15 protein-coding genes are annotated in these 16,790 nt (G+C 46.1%); 5 read left to right on the top strand and 10 right to left on the bottom strand.

From position 1 onward, the window contains the following. Window positions 1–5: 5 nt before the first annotated feature. The gene (locus CIK96_RS07595) at window positions 6–272 is read left to right on the top strand and encodes a hypothetical protein (RefSeq protein ID WP_094440211.1); all 267 of its coding nucleotides are present in this window, start codon (window positions 6–8) and stop codon (window positions 270–272) included. A gap of 50 nt (window positions 273–322) precedes the next feature. Here CIK96_RS07595 and CIK96_RS07590 read toward each other — a convergent pair whose 3' ends face one another. After that, window positions 323–1,015: a leucine-rich repeat domain-containing protein gene (locus tag CIK96_RS07590; protein ID WP_094440210.1), complete on the bottom strand. Its 693-nt coding sequence runs from the start codon at window positions 1,013–1,015 to the stop codon at window positions 323–325. 443 nt (window positions 1,016–1,458) lie between these two features. Between CIK96_RS07590 and CIK96_RS07585 the strand changes: the two genes are divergently transcribed. Together CIK96_RS07585 and CIK96_RS07580 are read left to right on the top strand one after the other, a co-directional pair. Continuing rightward, the gene (locus CIK96_RS07585; protein ID WP_094440209.1) at window positions 1,459–2,718 is read left to right on the top strand and encodes an ATP-binding protein; all 1,260 of its coding nucleotides are present in this window, start codon (window positions 1,459–1,461) and stop codon (window positions 2,716–2,718) included. A 113-nt stretch (window positions 2,719–2,831) separates the two neighbouring features. Next, window positions 2,832–3,128 carry a hypothetical protein gene (locus CIK96_RS07580; protein ID WP_254047096.1) on the top strand — a complete coding sequence of 99 codons (297 nt, stop codon included), beginning with the start codon at window positions 2,832–2,834 and terminating at the stop codon, window positions 3,126–3,128. Window positions 3,129–4,519: 1,391 nt separating this feature from the next. Here the strand turns inward: CIK96_RS07580 and CIK96_RS07575 are convergent. The 7 genes from CIK96_RS07575 to CIK96_RS07545 form a co-directional block, all read right to left on the bottom strand. Next, window positions 4,520–6,247, bottom strand: coding sequence for an acyl-CoA dehydrogenase family protein (locus CIK96_RS07575; protein ID WP_094440208.1), 1,728 nt, complete (start codon window positions 6,245–6,247; stop codon window positions 4,520–4,522). A 139-nt stretch (window positions 6,248–6,386) separates the two neighbouring features. Beyond that, window positions 6,387–6,770, bottom strand: a complete 384-nt coding sequence (locus tag CIK96_RS07570) for a four helix bundle protein (RefSeq protein WP_094440207.1) — start codon at window positions 6,768–6,770, stop codon at window positions 6,387–6,389. Between the two features lie 60 nt (window positions 6,771–6,830). Next, on the bottom strand, window positions 6,831–7,853 hold the full coding sequence (locus CIK96_RS07565; protein ID WP_094391320.1) for an electron transfer flavoprotein subunit alpha/FixB family protein: 1,023 nt from the start codon (window positions 7,851–7,853) through the stop codon (window positions 6,831–6,833). Between the two features lie 5 nt (window positions 7,854–7,858). Next, entirely contained in the window at window positions 7,859–8,731 is an 873-nt protein-coding gene (locus CIK96_RS07560) for an electron transfer flavoprotein subunit beta/FixA family protein (protein WP_094440206.1), read from the bottom strand. A gap of 228 nt (window positions 8,732–8,959) precedes the next feature. Beyond that, the gene (locus tag CIK96_RS07555) at window positions 8,960–9,538 is read right to left on the bottom strand and encodes a porin family protein (RefSeq protein WP_094440205.1); all 579 of its coding nucleotides are present in this window, start codon (window positions 9,536–9,538) and stop codon (window positions 8,960–8,962) included. 237 nt (window positions 9,539–9,775) lie between these two features. Then, a complete protein-coding gene (locus tag CIK96_RS07550; RefSeq protein WP_094440204.1) occupies window positions 9,776–10,789 on the bottom strand; it encodes a nucleotidyl transferase AbiEii/AbiGii toxin family protein in 1,014 nt (337 codons plus the stop codon). Further along, on the bottom strand, window positions 10,786–11,403 hold the full coding sequence (locus CIK96_RS07545; RefSeq protein WP_094440203.1) for a DUF6088 family protein: 618 nt from the start codon (window positions 11,401–11,403) through the stop codon (window positions 10,786–10,788). Before CIK96_RS07545 ends, CIK96_RS07550 begins: the two co-directional genes overlap by 4 nt. Before the next feature lie 389 nt (window positions 11,404–11,792). Between CIK96_RS07545 and dnaG the strand changes: the two genes are divergently transcribed. Both dnaG and cls read left to right on the top strand, forming a co-directional pair. Then, entirely contained in the window at window positions 11,793–13,721 is a 1,929-nt protein-coding gene (dnaG, locus tag CIK96_RS07540) for a DNA primase (RefSeq protein ID WP_094440202.1), read from the top strand. A gap of 13 nt (window positions 13,722–13,734) precedes the next feature. After that, window positions 13,735–15,183: a cardiolipin synthase gene (gene cls / locus CIK96_RS07535; protein WP_094440201.1), complete on the top strand. Its 1,449-nt coding sequence runs from the start codon at window positions 13,735–13,737 to the stop codon at window positions 15,181–15,183. Here the strand turns inward: cls and rsmD are convergent. Beyond that, on the bottom strand, window positions 15,155–15,706 hold the full coding sequence (rsmD, locus tag CIK96_RS07530; RefSeq protein ID WP_094440200.1) for a 16S rRNA (guanine(966)-N(2))-methyltransferase RsmD: 552 nt from the start codon (window positions 15,704–15,706) through the stop codon (window positions 15,155–15,157). The two genes, cls and rsmD, sit on opposite strands and share 29 nt — an antisense overlap. Next, complete coding sequence (locus CIK96_RS07525) at window positions 15,703–16,512, bottom strand: DUF3822 family protein (RefSeq protein WP_094434236.1); 810 nt, start codon at window positions 16,510–16,512, stop codon at window positions 15,703–15,705. Before CIK96_RS07525 ends, rsmD begins: the two co-directional genes overlap by 4 nt. Window positions 16,513–16,790: the final 278 nt, after the last annotated feature.

Raw genomic sequence — 16,790 nt, 5'->3', positions numbered from 1 at the left:
TTTCAATGAAAGATTCAGAACGGTTTAATTGGGGTTGTTTGTGCTTCTTTGCGATAATGCTTGTCGTGTTCTTAATTGGCAAGTCTCTTGACAATAGTGGCAACTCAAAGGAATCTGAGAGTGCTACCCAAGGAAACGATTATCAAAGACAATACCAACAGAAACAGCAAGAACAACAAAGGCAGAATTATTTGCTTAATCAACAGCGGATGATTGATATGCCACAGGGACTGGTCAATGACACCAAGGCTTTTGTTTTCCGAAAACTGTAATACTGTAAGCTGTAACACTTGTGATTGATTTCATTGCCCGTCCCGTATCTTTAAGAATTCTTCTCAATAAACAATTCTCTTGATATAGGGAATAGTTCTTCTTCAAAGAAATCAGATGATCCTTGTGGGATAACTATCTCTTTCAATGCAGTACAACCATTAAAGACTACATCCCCTATGCACATTGGCAAGCCATTGAATTCTATACGCTCTAATTCTTTACATTCACCAAATGCAGAGTCTCCAATACTTAGAATATTTTTAGGGAAAGATATACTTTTAATCTTGTTCCAATAAAAAGCCAGGGTACCAATATGTTTTAAAGAATCAGGAAGCTTTAATTGTCCTATATTGCAATTGAAAAAAGCATAATCACCAATAGCAATTACTGAATCAGGAATTAGTACGTTCTTTAACGGAACTTCCTTGTCGCTACAGCGAAATAATTTAGTTGCAAGATCCACTGTTCTTTCTTTGATTTTATAATTTTCTATTTCAAGCCCATAAGTTTTAGAGAAAAGAACTAACGGATCATTCTTGGAGGTTATGTCGCAATCATCTGTAATACGGTTTTTTGCGTCATGATCTCTGTTGGTCAATTCTTTTAACTCTAAATCGGAAATCTCGTTTACCGTCTTTCCGTATTTAGTAATAAAGTTCTTAATGTCTTCTAATGATGATATACGTACTATAGAACCATCACACTCCAAATACCCTTGGATTTTTCTTTCGTCATCTTCCATATAGTTCTTGTTTTCGCTAATAGTATTTGCTTTTTATTTCTTTGCGGCAAAGATGTGATTGTCTCTGCATCATTTGCCAATATTTTGACAGCAAAGGTATAAAATATTATGGAATATAAAGAATAAAAAACGCTAATATTTTTCTGCAAGCCTTGTGGATATGTTTCTTTGTATTATCTGCGGGTTGAAATATGGACTCTGCTCTTTGGTTTTGCTTTTCAAAACTGTAATACTGTAAGCTGTAAGAACCCAATGATCATGATGTCAATGACATGTCCCTGTGGCATTCTCTATATAGCATTTTTGTGTAGTTTACGAAGCTACGTTTTGCTGTTTTTTACTTAGTAGACGCAGTTTTTCCATTGTTTATGCCGTATTTCGAGATAAAAACGTTATCTTTGTGGTGTAAAATATGATACCAGTATCAAAAATAGTACTCTAATATGATATTTGAACGTAAGAAATATTTGGATGAACTTATCGCAGGACGTGGGAATGGACTTGTGAAGATTATAACAGGTGTCAGACGATGTGGAAAGTCTTTCCTGCTGTTTGACATCTGGCATAACTGGCTGTTGGAACATGGTGTGACTGATAATCACATCATTGAAATACAACTTGATGATTTCCGAAACAGGCGGTTGAGAAAGCCTGATGCCTTGCTCGACTATATAGATTCAAAGGTTGTGGATGATGGCAAACCTTATTATATAGTCTTGGACGAGGTGCAACTTGTAGAAGAATTTGTGGAGGTTATTCTTAGTTTGACACACATGAGGAATGTAGATGTGTATGTGTCAGGGTCAAACTCTCGTTTCCTGTCAAGTGATGTTGTGACTGAGTTCCGAGGCAGAGGTGACGAGATACGCATCTGGCCTCTCACCTTTGACGAATACTTTAGTGGTATTGGTGGAGATATACGCAAAGCTTGGTTGGATTACTATACTTTTGGAGGGCTGCCACAGGTGGCTTTGCTTGAAACGGAAGAAAAGAAAACAGACTATTTGCGTGGTCTGTATGAAACGACCTATCTGCGTGACGTAATTGAGCGCAACCATCTACGCAATCCAGAAGGATTGAAGGAATTGGTGCGTGTGCTTGCCTCGGGCATTGGTTCGTCAACCAATCCAACGAGAATAGCCAATACCTTTCAATCTGCACAAGGGGTAACCATAAAAAGAGACACTATAAAACAATACATAGACTATCTGAAAGACTCTTTCTTGATAGAAGAAGCCTTGCGCTATGATGTGAAAGGCAGAAAATATATTGGTACCGAGACGAAATACTACTTCGCAGACATCGGCATTCGTGCAGCCATTCTAAACTACCGCCAACAAGAGGAAACGCACATTATGGAAAACATTATCTATAATGAGCTTCGCAGTCGTGGATATAATGTGGACGTAGGATTGGTTGAACTTGGTGGTAAGGATGAGAACGGTAAGTTTGTCAGAAAACAGTTGGAGGTAGACTTTGTGGTGAACCGCCCTCCATACAGAGTGTATATCCAGTCAGCCTTTCACATGCCTACGCCAGAAAAGGAACAGCAAGAGCGACGTCCTTTATTGTCAATCAATGACCACTTCCGTAAGATTGTCATTGTAGGTGATGATATCCACCGCAAGGAAGACGAACTCGGAGTATTGACTGTCGGACTCCTGGATTTCTTGACAGACAAGAAAATACTTGAACAGGGTTAAACGCAATCGGATAAAAACAGCTTCTTTTAAGGGGTCACTTGCAAAAGCGTGTGGATAGCATAGCACAATAAAAGCAAGCAGGTGTATGTTTATAGAGTAAACGTTAGAACAAAATGGAACAGTATAGACTCTTAGCGGAATGCCTGTTGCCAGTCCGCATGCTTGACTGGTTTGACTTGAAGACTGTACGTGTCGAGAAGAAAGGTGACACACAGGTGATTCACCTTTATCTCGATGAGAACGAGCAGAAAGCTGACGACGGAGAAGACCTGCGCCCCAATGGATTTACACGCGAAAGTGTGTTTCACGACTTTCCGATTAGAGGTCAGGAAGTACTGCTTCACGTGCGCCGTCTTATGCCACAGGGACTGGTCAATGACACCAAGGCTTTTGTTTTCCGAAAACTGTAATACTGTAAGCTGTAAGAACTGTAAGTGAGTATCGTCACGGATCATCGGATCATCGGAATTTAAACGGAATTTATACGGATGTTTTTCTTAGTTGCCTACGGCAAGAAATCTTTGGAGGAAATCTTGTTTAAGATGTTGCTTCGCAAGAAATATTGTGTGTTAAAAGATTATCTCCCTAACAAAACCTTTAAACAAAATCTCAACTAGAATCTCTGACCTCTATAACCTATAACCTATAACCTAAAAACTCCGGGTTGTCTGTGTGTTCCGTGGATGAAAAAAATCTGTGCCATCCGTGTGCGCTTTTTCCTAACTGTCAACTGTAATGCTTGGGTGTTTATCTCTTGTCAAAAGGCTCTGTATAGTTATAAAATTAGGCTTTTTGTGTTAAAAAAGATTATATTATAGTTAAATAAAATTAAATTTTGAGTCAAAGACTTGACAATGGGGGGTGTGATTTTGTATATTTGCACGCGCTTTTGAGGCTGATTTTCATAACCAGAAAGAAGCCTTTGCAATAAACCACAAGTCTTACAAATTAAAAATTCTCATTTATGTTTACAAATCTCACATCAAACATCTCGAGCTGGTTCCAACAGAAGGATCATGGTTTTTCGATTGACACCCGACCAGGGCTTGATTTCTTCCCGTTAGCTTATCGTTCGGTTCTCGTTAACTTCTCGTTAGGTCCTCGTTCGTCTCTCGTTCGTCTCTCGTTGCTTATTCGTTAGTCTATCGAAGACCGAACGAGGACCGAACGAGGATCAAGCAAAAAACGAACGAGAGACGAACGAAAGAAGAACGACTCTCGGACGAGAAACTATCGAAAACTCGACGAGAAACTCCCCAACCTGTGGGGGATGGTAGCCCTTTCTTCCCGAACTCGTTGAGTTATGCCATGGCGAGAAAATGTGCCACGAAGTGGATCGTTTTTGTTAAGCCAGATGAGTAGAACCGAGCTGGTTCGAGTTATACCATGGCGAGAAAATGTGCCACGAAGTGGATCGTTTTCGTTAAGCCAGATGAGCAGAATAAAGCTCGCTTTAATTATGCCATGGCCAGAAAACAATGGATGCAATCCAACTGACGAGTGAAGTAATAGCAATCTGGGGATATTCGAACTTGCAAAGTTGTGTGTGATGGTATTATGCCTTTTGGAAGAGTAAGTAAAGCCAATGACTGGTATGCGCTAATTCCATAACCTGTTGTAAATCAACGAGGGAGATATTTGATGAGATTTCGTTTTTCTTTTTGGCGTAGATTACATCAAAATGCTTAACATTCCAGTGAAATCATTGATGGGAATCTGAGATGTCTTGTTATGGTAGAGGTGAAAAAATCACCGCCACAGTGGTTGACTGCGGCGGTGATTGGTATAGTGGGGGAGTAGATTACTCGGCGGCAGATTCTTCGGCAGCACGGAAGCTGGCGAGATCCTCTACCTGGAAATTCTGAATGTAGGCTGCCTTACCAAGAACATCTTCCTCGGTCATGCGAACATATACGTTGGCTGACTTGGTGAAGAGTTCTGGAGCACGGGTGGCATCGTCGAGGATGAGGAGCGACATCACAATCTCACAGGTCATGTCGTAAAGACGACGGGCAAGGAAATCGTGGGCGTCCTGATTGTTGAGGTCCTTGACGCGGTTGAGGGCTGCCTCGTAAACGGGGATGAGCTTCTCAACACGTGCCTTCAGGGGCTGGAGTGCCTCAGAAACTTCTGCGGCTGCCATGTCCTTGATGTTGTTGAGCATGGTGCCGTTGGTGATGTAACGGATGGCGGCTACTACCTGAAGCTGGGTGGTTCCCTCGTAGATAGAGAAGATGCGGGCGTCGCGGAACAAACGCTGGCTCTTGTACTCCATGATGAAGCCTGAACCTCCGTGGATGCTGATGGCATCGTAGGCGTTCTGGTTGGCGTATTCTGAGTTCATACCCTTTGCCATTGGAGTGAAGGCGTCTGCCAGACGCTGGTATTTCTTGAGTTCCTGCTTCTCTTCGGGGGTGAGCTTGCGGTCGCGCTCAATATCCTCAAGGGCTTTGTAGATATCTACGTAGCGGGCGGTTTGATAGAGCAGTGAACGACCTGCGTCGAGCTTGGCCTTCATGCGTGAGAGCATGTCATAGACTGCAGGGAAGTTGATGATCTTCTCACCAAACTGTGCACGCTCCTTGGCGTAGGCGAGTCCTTCGTTGTAGGCTTCCTGTTCTACACCTACTGACTGGGCTGCGATGCCGAGGCGGGCGCCGTTCATCAGTGCCATGACGTACTTGATCAGACCGAGACGGGTGCTTCCGCAGAGTTCTGCCTTAGCGTTCTTATAGGTCAGCTCACAGGTGGGTGATCCGTGGATACCGAGCTTGTGCTCGATGTGGCGCACATCAACACCGCCTTGGTTCTTGTCGTAGATGAACATAGAGAGTCCACGACCGTCTTTGGTGCCTTCTTCTGAACGGGCGAGTACGAGGTGGATGTCTGAGTCACCATTGGTGATGAAGCGCTTCACACCATTCAGGCGCCAGCAACCTTCTTTCTCGTCGTAGGTGGCTTTGAGCATGACGCGCTGCAGGTCGGAACCGGCATCGGGCTCGGTGAGGTCCATTGACATGGTTTCGCCGGCACATACGCGCGGGATGTACTTCTGACGCTGTTCCTCTGAACCAAACTCATAGAGGGTGTCGATACAGCTCTGGAGGCTCCAGATGTTCTGGAAACCTGCATCGGCTGCTGAGATGACCTCGCTGAGCATAGAGAATACGGTGTTGGGGAGGTTGAGACCGCCGTAGCGACGGGGCATTGAGACACCGTGGAGTCCAGCCTTACGGGTGGCGTCAAGGTTCTCGAATGTCTTTGAGGCATAGATCATACGACCGTTCTCAAGGTGTGGACCTTCGAGGTCAACGCTCTCTGAGTTGGGTTCAATGATATTGGCTGCCACATCGCCGGTGATGTCGAGAATCTGTTTGTAGTTCTCGATGGCATCGTTGTAATCGACGGGTGCGTCCTCGAACTTGGCTTTGTCTTCGTAGTTTTTCTCCTTGAGTTCTACGATGCGCTCCATCAACGGGTGGTTGAGGTGGAACGCGATTTCGGGGTGATCACTATAATAGTTTGCCATATTTTTTTGTTTTGTGGGAATTAAGGGGAAGTTAAGGGGAAGTTATCACTCCCTACGGTCGTTCGGGAAGTTATCACTCCCTACGGTCGTTCGGGAAGTTAAGGGACAACACCTTTCTTCCTTGATCTACTATTTATAACTACATTCCTTCTTCCTTAAGAGCATTATTGTTAACGAAAGCTTCGCAATATGAATTGAGAAATTTACTTGTCGTTACAAGGCCAGTATGGAGTTCTTCAAATTCAATTTGCGAGATGTAATCTAAATCTCTAGATAAGATAATGTAATCTCTACATTCCTCAAGACTTCCTTGCGAAATGTTGAAGAAACGGAGTTTGTCAGCTTTGCTAAGTTTCTTATAGCCTTCTGCAATGTTTGCTTCGATAGACACAGCTGCTCTTCTGAACTGAGATGTCAGTCCAAAAATCTCATCTTTTGGAAAATGTCTCGTTACTCGATAAACGAACAAAACAAAAGCATGAGCCTTCTGCCAAGCTATGATATTTTCAAAACTATACGCCATAAAAGCTATTGTCTCTTAACTTCTCTAACTTCCCTTAACTTCTTTAAATTCCCAAATTATTTATTTCGAATTTTGCTTGTAATACTTAATGAGCTTCGGCACTACCTCCTCGACATTGCCCACGATGACGTAGTCGGCAATCTTGTTGATGGGTGCGTCGGGGTCGTTGTTGACGCTGATGATGATGCCTGAATCCTGCATACCAGCGATGTGCTGGATCTGACCAGAGATACCACAGGCAATATATACCTTGGGGTGTACGGTGACACCGGTCTGACCGATCTGACGGTCGTGGTCTATCCATCCGGCATCGACAGCGGCACGTGATCCTCCTACTTCGCCATGGAGTACTTTTGCCAACTGGAAGAGTTGGTCGAAGCCTTCCTTAGATCCTACGCCATATCCTCCGGCTACTACGATAGGTGCGCCTTTGAGGTTGTGCTTGGCTGCCTCTACGTGGTGGTCGAGCACCTTTACAACGAAGGCTTCTGGAGCTACGTATTTTGATACTTCAGGATATACGACCTCGTTCTTGGCCTGTCCGTCGTAGAGGGCTTTCTGCATCACACCGCTACGAACGGTTGCCATCTGTGGACGGTGTTCGGGGTTGACGATAGTGGCTACGATGTTACCACCGAAAGCGGGACGAATCTGATAGAGCAGGTTGTCGAAGGTCTTGCCAGACTTTTTGTCTTCAAACGAACCGATTTCCAGTTCGGTGCAGTCGGCAGTCAGTCCGCTGGTGAGTGATGATGACACGCGGGGACCGAGGTCGCGACCGATGACTGTTGCACCCATGAGGCAAATCTGCGGCTGTTCCTCTTTGAAGAGGTTGACCATGATATCGGTGTGGGGAGCTGAGGTGTAGGGGAAGAGTCCTTCGCCATCGAACACGAACAGCTTGTCAACACCATATGGGAGGATCTGGTCCTCTACCTTACCCTTGATACCGGTGCCGGCAACCACAGCGTGGAGCTCTACACCGAGTTCATTGGCGAGCTTGCGACCTTTGGTCAGCAGTTCCTGAGATACTTCCTGTACCTGCGTACCTTCTATCTCAACATATACAAATACATTATTCATATCTCTTATCCAATAATCTTTTCGTCCAACAATTCCTTGATCATTCCTTCAATGTCGGCATCTGAAGCGGTCAGGGTCTTTGACTCTTTGGCTTGGAACACGATGTTCTTCACTGCCTTCACCTTGGTGGGTGATCCCGAAAGACCACACTGCTCTACGTCGCCGTCAACATCTGCCACACCCCACTGGTTGAGGTTGAGGTAGGGGCGCTCTTCATAGAGGAAGTCGTAGGGAGTGCCTTCCTTGGGGCGCTCCATAGGACAGGTGGCGCGTTTGTACTTCATCACCAGTTTGGCATTCTGCGGACGGCAGGGTGCTGCACTTCCGTTGACGGTGATGACAACAGGCAGGGGAGCTTCTACGGTCTCCACACCTCCGTCGATGATGCGGCGGATGGTGGCCTTTCCATTTTCTACTTTCAGAATCTCTTCAGCGTAGGTGACTTGGTTGAGTCCCAGTTTCTGAGCAACCTGCGGGCCTACCTGTGCGGTGTCGCCATCGATAGCCTGACGACCACCGAGTACGATATCCACATCGCCAATCTTCTTGATGGCGGTGGCCAAAGCGTAAGAAGTAGCAAGGGTATCGGCACCAGCGAAGAGGCGGTCGGTGAGAACCCAACCGGTATCGGCGCCACGGTAAAGTCCCTGACGGACAATTTCTCCTGCACGTGGAGGACCCATGGTGAGGATTCCAACTGTTGAGCCTGGGTTTTGTTCCTTCAGACGAAGGGCTTGTTCCAGGGCGTTCAAATCTTCGGGATTGAAGATAGCAGGCAAGGCGGCGCGGTTTACGGTACCTTCAGCGGTCATTGCGTCCTTACCCACATTTCGGGTGTCTGGCACTTGTTTTGCCAGAACGACAATCTTTAAAGCCATATAAATTTTGAGTTATTGAAATTTCGAAATCGGGTGCAAAGGTAATCTTTTTTTGGTATGTAGCCAAATAAAATGCACAAAAACCGACGTTTTGTGCACAAATGGCGATTTTTGTGCAATGTCTGTGATTTTTCGAGTTGGTATATATAAATAGGTGTGGGATATTAAAAAAGGTAGGTTCTGGGAGAACCTACCTTGTGGATATAATGATTGACTATCATGTTGCTCTTACAAAGAGAACTTGTAGCCAACGGTAATCTGGAATACGCTATGCTTTGAATCGCTATCTTCAATAATCTTTGTAACACCCCAGTTGTAGCGAGCGTCAAACACGATATTCTGATACTGATAAGAGAGGCCTACAGGAATAGAAAGGTCAACGCTTTTGACACCATCAACATCTACCTCTTTTGATGCTCCAGGTTCTTTAAATTCCGCCTTTGAAGAGAGCTTGAAACCAGGCTGTACACCGAGTTTTAGAGCCAATCCTTTAGCTACATAGAAATTGGCAAGGATAGGAACGTTCAAATAATCGAGTTTCCAAGTGCAATCAGCATCAACAATGGTAGTTTTAAGACCCTGCATGGAATAAAGGACACCAGCGCTCAAGCCGATATTGTCTGTTAGTCCATACTCAAATTCTGCACCGGCAGCCAAACCAATACGGGGGTCGGCATCGTCGGCATCTGTGATGTTGGCGATGTTGACACCAACCTTAGGCTGGATAGTGAGCTGACCTACTTCATTTTGTGCAAAGGTAGCTGCTGATATCATCATTGCTACTACGGCTAAAAATAACTTCTTCATAATTGTACTGAAATTAAATTAATAATAGGGTTTATTATTTGGCTTGTTACACTGTTTCATGTCTTATCACGGAACAAAAGTATGAAAAAATGTCAATATATCCAAGGAAAAAAATATGAAAAACAAAGAAATAGCGAAAAAATGTGGTGATTCGACGATTTTGTCGGGACATCGGAACATCGGATCATCGGAATTTAAACGGAAATACATGAGTACATGGATTGTCTTCTTTTATATTCATATTTTTCTGTAGTTTAAGTGTTTTATTAGGTCGTTGAGTATTGACAACTTGCTTATCAGTTCCTCAAAAGAAGGCACCTGCCCGAAAATCATGTGCTCACACATGAACTTGTAGTCATCTTGCCATAGTCTTGCAATTTCCTCGTTGGGCACGATACATAATGTGGCAGGATAAAGCTCATCATAGTTGAATCCTTTAAGTCCGATGAACTTTCTGCGATGTTCAAGTACCGCCTTATACAGGGCTTCGTTGTGGATTGCACGGTCAGCAATTTTGTTTTCAGAATCCATCATCATTGCCAAATCATATATATGGCGAGACATACGCTCCACTCTGACCTCGTTCTTCCTGAACTCTTCGTGCAATAAGAACACCTTTTCAAGGAAGGTACGCTCAGGGATGACAGCGTTCACCTCAAATGGCTTTTCTGCAAATGGAGCTTTGCTGAAATGGACATCAATAGCAGCGTTGATTGCTTTTTTCTCAATAGGCTCTATCATCGATCTGCCGCTGATTTCTATCTTTACCGTATTCTTGATATATGGTGATGCTTCATACAAACTATGATAGGTTATAGTTATCATCTCTGGGTCAGTTGTCGTAACTGGTGTGATTATAACATCCACAGAAAAAGCATCTGTTCGTATGCCCAAATCCACTAAAGCCTTCCTTACATCATGCTGCATCTTCTCTCTTACGAAAGAACAGGCAGCGCGACGCAGTCTGTCACTGATTTGAGTCTTCGACAATTCACCGCTAAAGCCAAGGAATTCTCTGCTGAGTGCAATATCTACGTCTTCGGAGAATCTGGCTATCAAGTTCCAGCATTTGCTAAGACTTGTACCTCCTTTGAAAGCAATATGTTCTGCATATGGCAAAGTATGAAGGGCTTTCAACACCTGCGTTACCCACCAGTCCTTTTCGATACTTGACGGCGGCAATCCGGTCTGCAATGCCACGGTATTGATAGCTTCACGTTGTCTATCTTCTGGTATGTCTATGAATTTCATCGTGCAATTAGTATTTTGCGCACCCATGCAGGGGCAAGTTTTATATCATGGTTGAAATCGTTGTCGTTTACATTCTTTGCGTGCTCGACAAGCACGTTGCGTTCCTCGTCGGTTATTTTTTCTTCGCCTATGGTGCGCATGGCTGTTACAACAAGCATCATCAGCTCTGATTTATAGGCAAAGTTCTTGCCCGAAGAAGAATGTTTGAACAGGATGCCACGCCCGTCCCCGATCTTTATCCTACGTGGTGCACCGTTGGTCAGGAACACGACATTCATGGGCATCTGCGTGGACAATCCGAGACGATTCAAGGCATATGCTCCCATCGGTACAATCTTCGCCTTGTCTCGTTTGGCTATAGCCTGGGCAATGTCTTCAACAGATGGATAGATAATGCCAAGTCCATATTCCTTGTCCTCTTTGGGGTAATAATAAATGCCATGAGCCAACCGCACCAACAGTCCGTCGGTGTACATTCGATGGAATGTTGACTTCACGGCTGATGGTGTTCCGCAGTCTGCATAGTCTTGTTGGAAGACTATCGAACCACGTCCCTTTCCTCTAAGTCTCATTTCTATCTTATTTACAGTACTTTGGTTTGATGCCTGTGCCATGTTTTTGAAACCTTTTTGTTATATTTTTGGTTCTTATTTGCTTGCAAAGATATAGTATTTTCTTCTAACCGCCAATGTTTTATTGATTTTTTTTTGCTTATTATAAAGATAAAATTAACCTACGGTAAATCTTTGAAGGAAATCTTTAAACAATCATCGGAATTTAAACGGAATTTATACGGATGTTTTTTGGGGGTTGCGCGAGCGCAAGAAATCTTTGGAGGAAATCTTTAATGAAATATGGCCTTTGGCCAGAAATAATAATCTTTAAATAAAAATCCTTGACCAAAATGCGCTCGAGTACCTCGCAATCCGTGTGCGGCATTAAAAAATGTGGGGTTTTGTTTTGTACTTCGCTGTTTTATTCGTAATTTCGCATTTTGAAGGTTATGATAGACAGAGCGACGATAGACAAAATCATGGACGCCACCAATATTGTGGATGTGGTGAGCGAGTTTGTTAGCTTGCGCAAAGCGGGAGTTAACTATAAGGGATTGTGTCCCTTCCACGACGATAAGACACCGTCGTTTATGGTGTCGCCATCGAAACAGATTTGCCATTGCTTTGCCTGCGGAGAGGGCGGTAACGCGATCAACTTCCTGATGAAGCATGAGCAGATCACCTATCCTGAAGCGTTGCGGTGGCTTGCCAAGAAATATAATATCGAGGTGGAGGAGCGCGAACTGACTGCCGAGGAACAGAAAGAGCAGGGTGACCGCGAGTCGATGTTCATCGTCAACGAATGGGCATGTCAGTATTTCCATACCATTCTGCAACAGGATGTGGATGGCATGGCTATCGGTAAACAGTATTTCCGCAGCCGTGGCATCCGCGACGATATCATCAGTAAGTTTAAGTTGGGCTTTGCTCTCACCAAGCGTGATGCGCTGTTGGAGGAGGCACGCCGCAAAGGTTATAAGGATGAGTATCTGGTGAAGACCGGCCTGTGCTACACTGGTGAACATGGCACCTACGACCGCTTTGCGGGTCGCGCCATCTTCCCTTGGTTTAATGTGAGTGGTAAGGTGGTGGCTTTTGGCGGTCGCAAGCTCGATGCAGCCACCAAGGGTGTGCAACAGAAATATGTGAACTCACCCGATTCGGAAATCTACCATAAAGACCACGAGCTCTATGGCATCTATCAAGCCAAGAAAGCCATTGTCAAGTGTGACTGCGTCTATATGGTGGAAGGCTATACCGACGTGATTGCCATGCACCAATGTGGATTGGAGAATGTGGTGGCCAACTCCGGTACGGCACTCTCCATCTATCAGATTCGTATGTTGCACCGCTTCACGCAGAATATCGTACTGCTCTACGACGGTGATGCTGCCGGAATCCATGCAGCCATGCGCGGTACGGATATGTTGTTGCAGGAAGGCATGAATGTGAAGGTGTTGCTGTTGCCCGATGGCGACGACCCCGATTCGTTCTCGCGCAAACATACTGCCGAGGAGTTTCGCAAGTATATTGACGACCACCAGACCGACTTCATACAGTTTAAGACCGACCTGCTGCTGAAAGGAGTGAACGACCCCTTGCGCCGTGCAGAAGCCATCAACTCCATCGTGCGTTCGGTGAGTGTGATACCCGATTCCATTGTGCGTTCCACGTATCTGACCGATTGTTCGCGCCGCTTGGGTGTGGATGAGCGCACGCTGATCACGCAAACCAATAAGTTTATAGCGCAAGAGCGCGAGAAACCCACGACGGAACGCCCGCAGGATGTGCAGGCGCCTGATGCGCAGACCACCTCAGCCAATGATGTAGCCTTTGCCGTTCAGGTGAACGCCACAGCCGAGGTGGAGCGTCTGTTGATACAACAGGTGGTGCGCCACGGTGAAGAGATTATCTTCGATGATCTGGAGACAGAAGACGGTCAGACGGTCAGCATGAATGTGGCGCAATATGTGGATTATGAGTTTGGCTGCGACGAACTCTCGTTTGCCGAACCCCTCTATAATACGATACTGCACGAAGCCGTAGAGCACTCAGCCAATGCCGGTTTTCGTGCCGAAGCCTATTTCACCCAGCATCCCGATGTGAACATCAGCCAGTTGGCAACGCGTCTTGCCATCGACAACTATCAGTTGGGTCGGGGTTTTGAGATGAAACACAGCGGACATACCTTGCGCCAACGGGTGCAGCATCTGATGCTCGACTACCGTTATATCATCGTGGGTGAGCGGTTGAAAACCATCAACCAGCAACTCAAAACCTCGGCAGGCGATATGGAGAAGATGCGCGAACTGATGAAGGCGTATATGGACACCAGCAAGATCTACCAGGAACTGGGGCGGCAGTTGGGACGCAACTAAAAGAGACACGGGCATGATGACATTCTCCATCTTCTATCTGACATTGATGCTGCTGCTGACGATAGCCGTTATCGCAGCAGGCTTTATCGCTATCTTCCATGTATTGCTCGACAACCGTCAGCCGGTGAAGACCATGGCATGGATTATGGTAATCATCTTCTTGCCAGTAGTGGGATTGCTGTTTTATGTATTCTTCGGTGTGAACCATCGGCGTGCAAGGGTCATCAGTCAACGGTCAATGAATCAGTTGACGAAACGTTCGATGCTGGAGTTTGTAGGTCAGCAGAATCTGCGTGTTGCCGACCGCCATAAACAGTTGGTCGATCTGTTTGTCAACCAGTCGTTCTCATTGCCCTTCAAAGACAACCGCATCGACATCATCACCGAGGGCGAAGCCTTCTTCCGCCAGTTGATTGACGATATCAAACGTGCCACCCATCATATTCATATCTGCATGTATATCTTCGAAGACGACAGTCTCGGCAGACAGATCCTCGACGCCCTGCGAGCAAGAGCCAAGGCAGGTGTGAAGGTGCGTGTCATCTATGATGATGTAGGGTGTTGGCGCGTGAAGAATCGGTTCTATGAGGAGATGCGCGAGTCGGGCATAGAAGTCGTTTCGTTCCTTCCCGTTCGCTTCCCGTTGTTCACCAGTAAGGTCAACTACCGCAACCACCGTAAGATAGTGGTGATAGACGGACGGGTGGGGTATATCGGCGGCATGAATATTGCTGAACGCTATGTGAAAGGCATCCACGGTATGGCTTGGCGCGACACGATGTTGCGCATTGTGGGAAGTGGCGTCTATGCCTTGCAACGAGCATTTCTGGTGGATTGGTATTTCGTAGATCGTACCCTTATCAGCGACCGCAGCTATTATCCCTCGCCGGACGATGCCAGTCTGTCCAACAACTGTTTGATGCAGGTGGTGACGAGTGCACCCACCTCACTCTATCCAGAGATTATGCAGGGTTATGTGCGTATCATTCTGGCAGCCCGTCGCTATGTTTATATCGAGACTCCTTATTTCATGCCCAACGAACCCGTGCTCTTTGCGCTCAAGACCGCAGCCACGGCAGGTGTCGATGTGCGTTTGCTGTGTCCGTATAAAGCCGATGCGAGGTTGGTGGAGTGGGCATCACGATCCTATCTGCGTGAAGTGGAAGAAGCCGGTGTGAAGGTCAGTCTCTATCAAGGCGGTTTCCTGCACGCCAAGATGTTGGTGTGTGATGATGCGTTGACATCGTGCGGTTCCACCAATGTTGACTTCCGGTCTTTTGAAAATAATTTCGAAGCCAATGCCTTCATCTATGACGAAGGCACCGCCTTGCGCATGAAGCGTATCTTCCTGCGTGATGAAGAGCAGTCGGTGGCATGGGCAGACCTCCCCAGGCGCGTACATCCAAAGTTTGGTGTGCGTTTGTGGGAGAGTATCACTCGGTTGTTTTCGCCGTTGCTCTGAACAGTGTGAAATTGACGCTGCCGTACTGTCGGTGTTCAATGAAGTTGGGGTGTTCGGAAAAGTCATGGTCTTTGCCATGTTCAAAGACGAAGATGCCATCCTCTTTCAGTATGCCTTTCTGCAAGACGAGGTCAGGAATCTGTGGCAGTTCCTTGAGTGCATAAGGAGGATCGGCAAAGATGAAATCAAACTGTTGGCGGCATGATTTCACGAAGCGGAACACATCGCCACGGACGGGAATACACGCCTTGGCATTGAGTTTCTTCAGGCACTCCTGTATGAAACGATGGTGGTCACGATCCATTTCCACGCTGACCACCGTCTGGCAGCCACGCGACACGAGTTCGAGGGAAATGCTTCCTGTGCCCGAAAAGAGGTCGAGTGCCTCCGCTCCATCGAAATCAACATACTGCGTGAGTACGTTGAAGATATTCTCTTTGGCAAAATCGGTAGTGGGGCGCGCTTTAAACGAGCGCGGAATGTCGAAGTGACGTCCCTTGTATATTCCTGTAATAATTCTCATCTTCCTTTTACGAATAATGTCATGAGGTCATAAGGCATTCCTTCTATCTGCGTCACGGCAGAACGGTTGAAATCGCCAGTGGGTAGGATGACATAGGCGCGCTGCACATATTTCTTCAGTTCCTCGATCAGCCATTGTTGTTCGGGAATATCGCCTACGAGAAATATTTCGTCGTGCCCCACCTTCATGCCCAGTTGTTTCCAAACGGAGAGCAGGTAGTAAAGGGCATCGTGCGCATCGCGTCCGTCGAAGGCATTGCAGAACTTAAAGCGGTTTTGTCCATAGCAGAACACATCCATGCGCTGGTCGTGGAAGTAGCAGTAGAGTTTAGCTTTCGTGCCCATGTAACTCCTTTGGTGCAGGTGTCTCCATACGGGAGCCACCGCCGCCATGTATCTTGCTTCGGGGTAGTGGTCGGCGATGACGCTCTTCAGATTTCTGTTGATGGCAAAGAGCACCACGCAGTTGAGGTCGTCCATCACCGTATATCCCACACAATCCTGTTCGTGATTGGTGAAGGCGTGTCGGAACAATATTTCCTTTTCCTGTTCTTTAAACTGTTCGGTAGGAACGGTGAGTGTCGGTGCCACCACCGATACCAGTACGTGTTGGTATTTATCGTTTAGAATTTCTTCATCGCGGAACGCCTCACGAAGGTTTGCCGATAGTGAGATGCCGCTTTTCAGTGGGTAGGGGCTGAAAGAAATCTGTCCGTTGCCGCTGTCTAAAACAGAGAACGACAATGACTTACGGCTCACTCTGATGATGAGTCGTTTACGTGAAACGGGTTGGCTATAGTCGTGCATCCTGCCAGTGGTTTTAGTTGCTGACGATGCTTAGCAGGCATAGTATTGCCAGTATCAGGGCTGCCAAGCCCAGTATTGCATTCGTCGTTCTATTAGACATATTCATTGCAAAGGTAGTGCAAACCGAGCGAAATGCAAAAGAAAAACCCGTTTTTCTTTTCATTTCCGAGGTGCCGCCTACCTACGGGCTTTAGTCCAAAGGTACGATTAAGTGAGAGAAAAACCAAATAAATTTTGGTTTTTCCGAGCGTGAGTACCTAAGACGCACAGCGTCAAAG

Origin of the sequence: Prevotella sp. P4-98, assembly GCF_002251405.1 — a bacterium.
Lineage (GTDB): Bacteria > Bacteroidota > Bacteroidia > Bacteroidales > Bacteroidaceae > Prevotella.
Note: the sequence above shows the minus strand (reverse complement) of the source record. Positions and strands in the feature narration are given on the sequence as shown.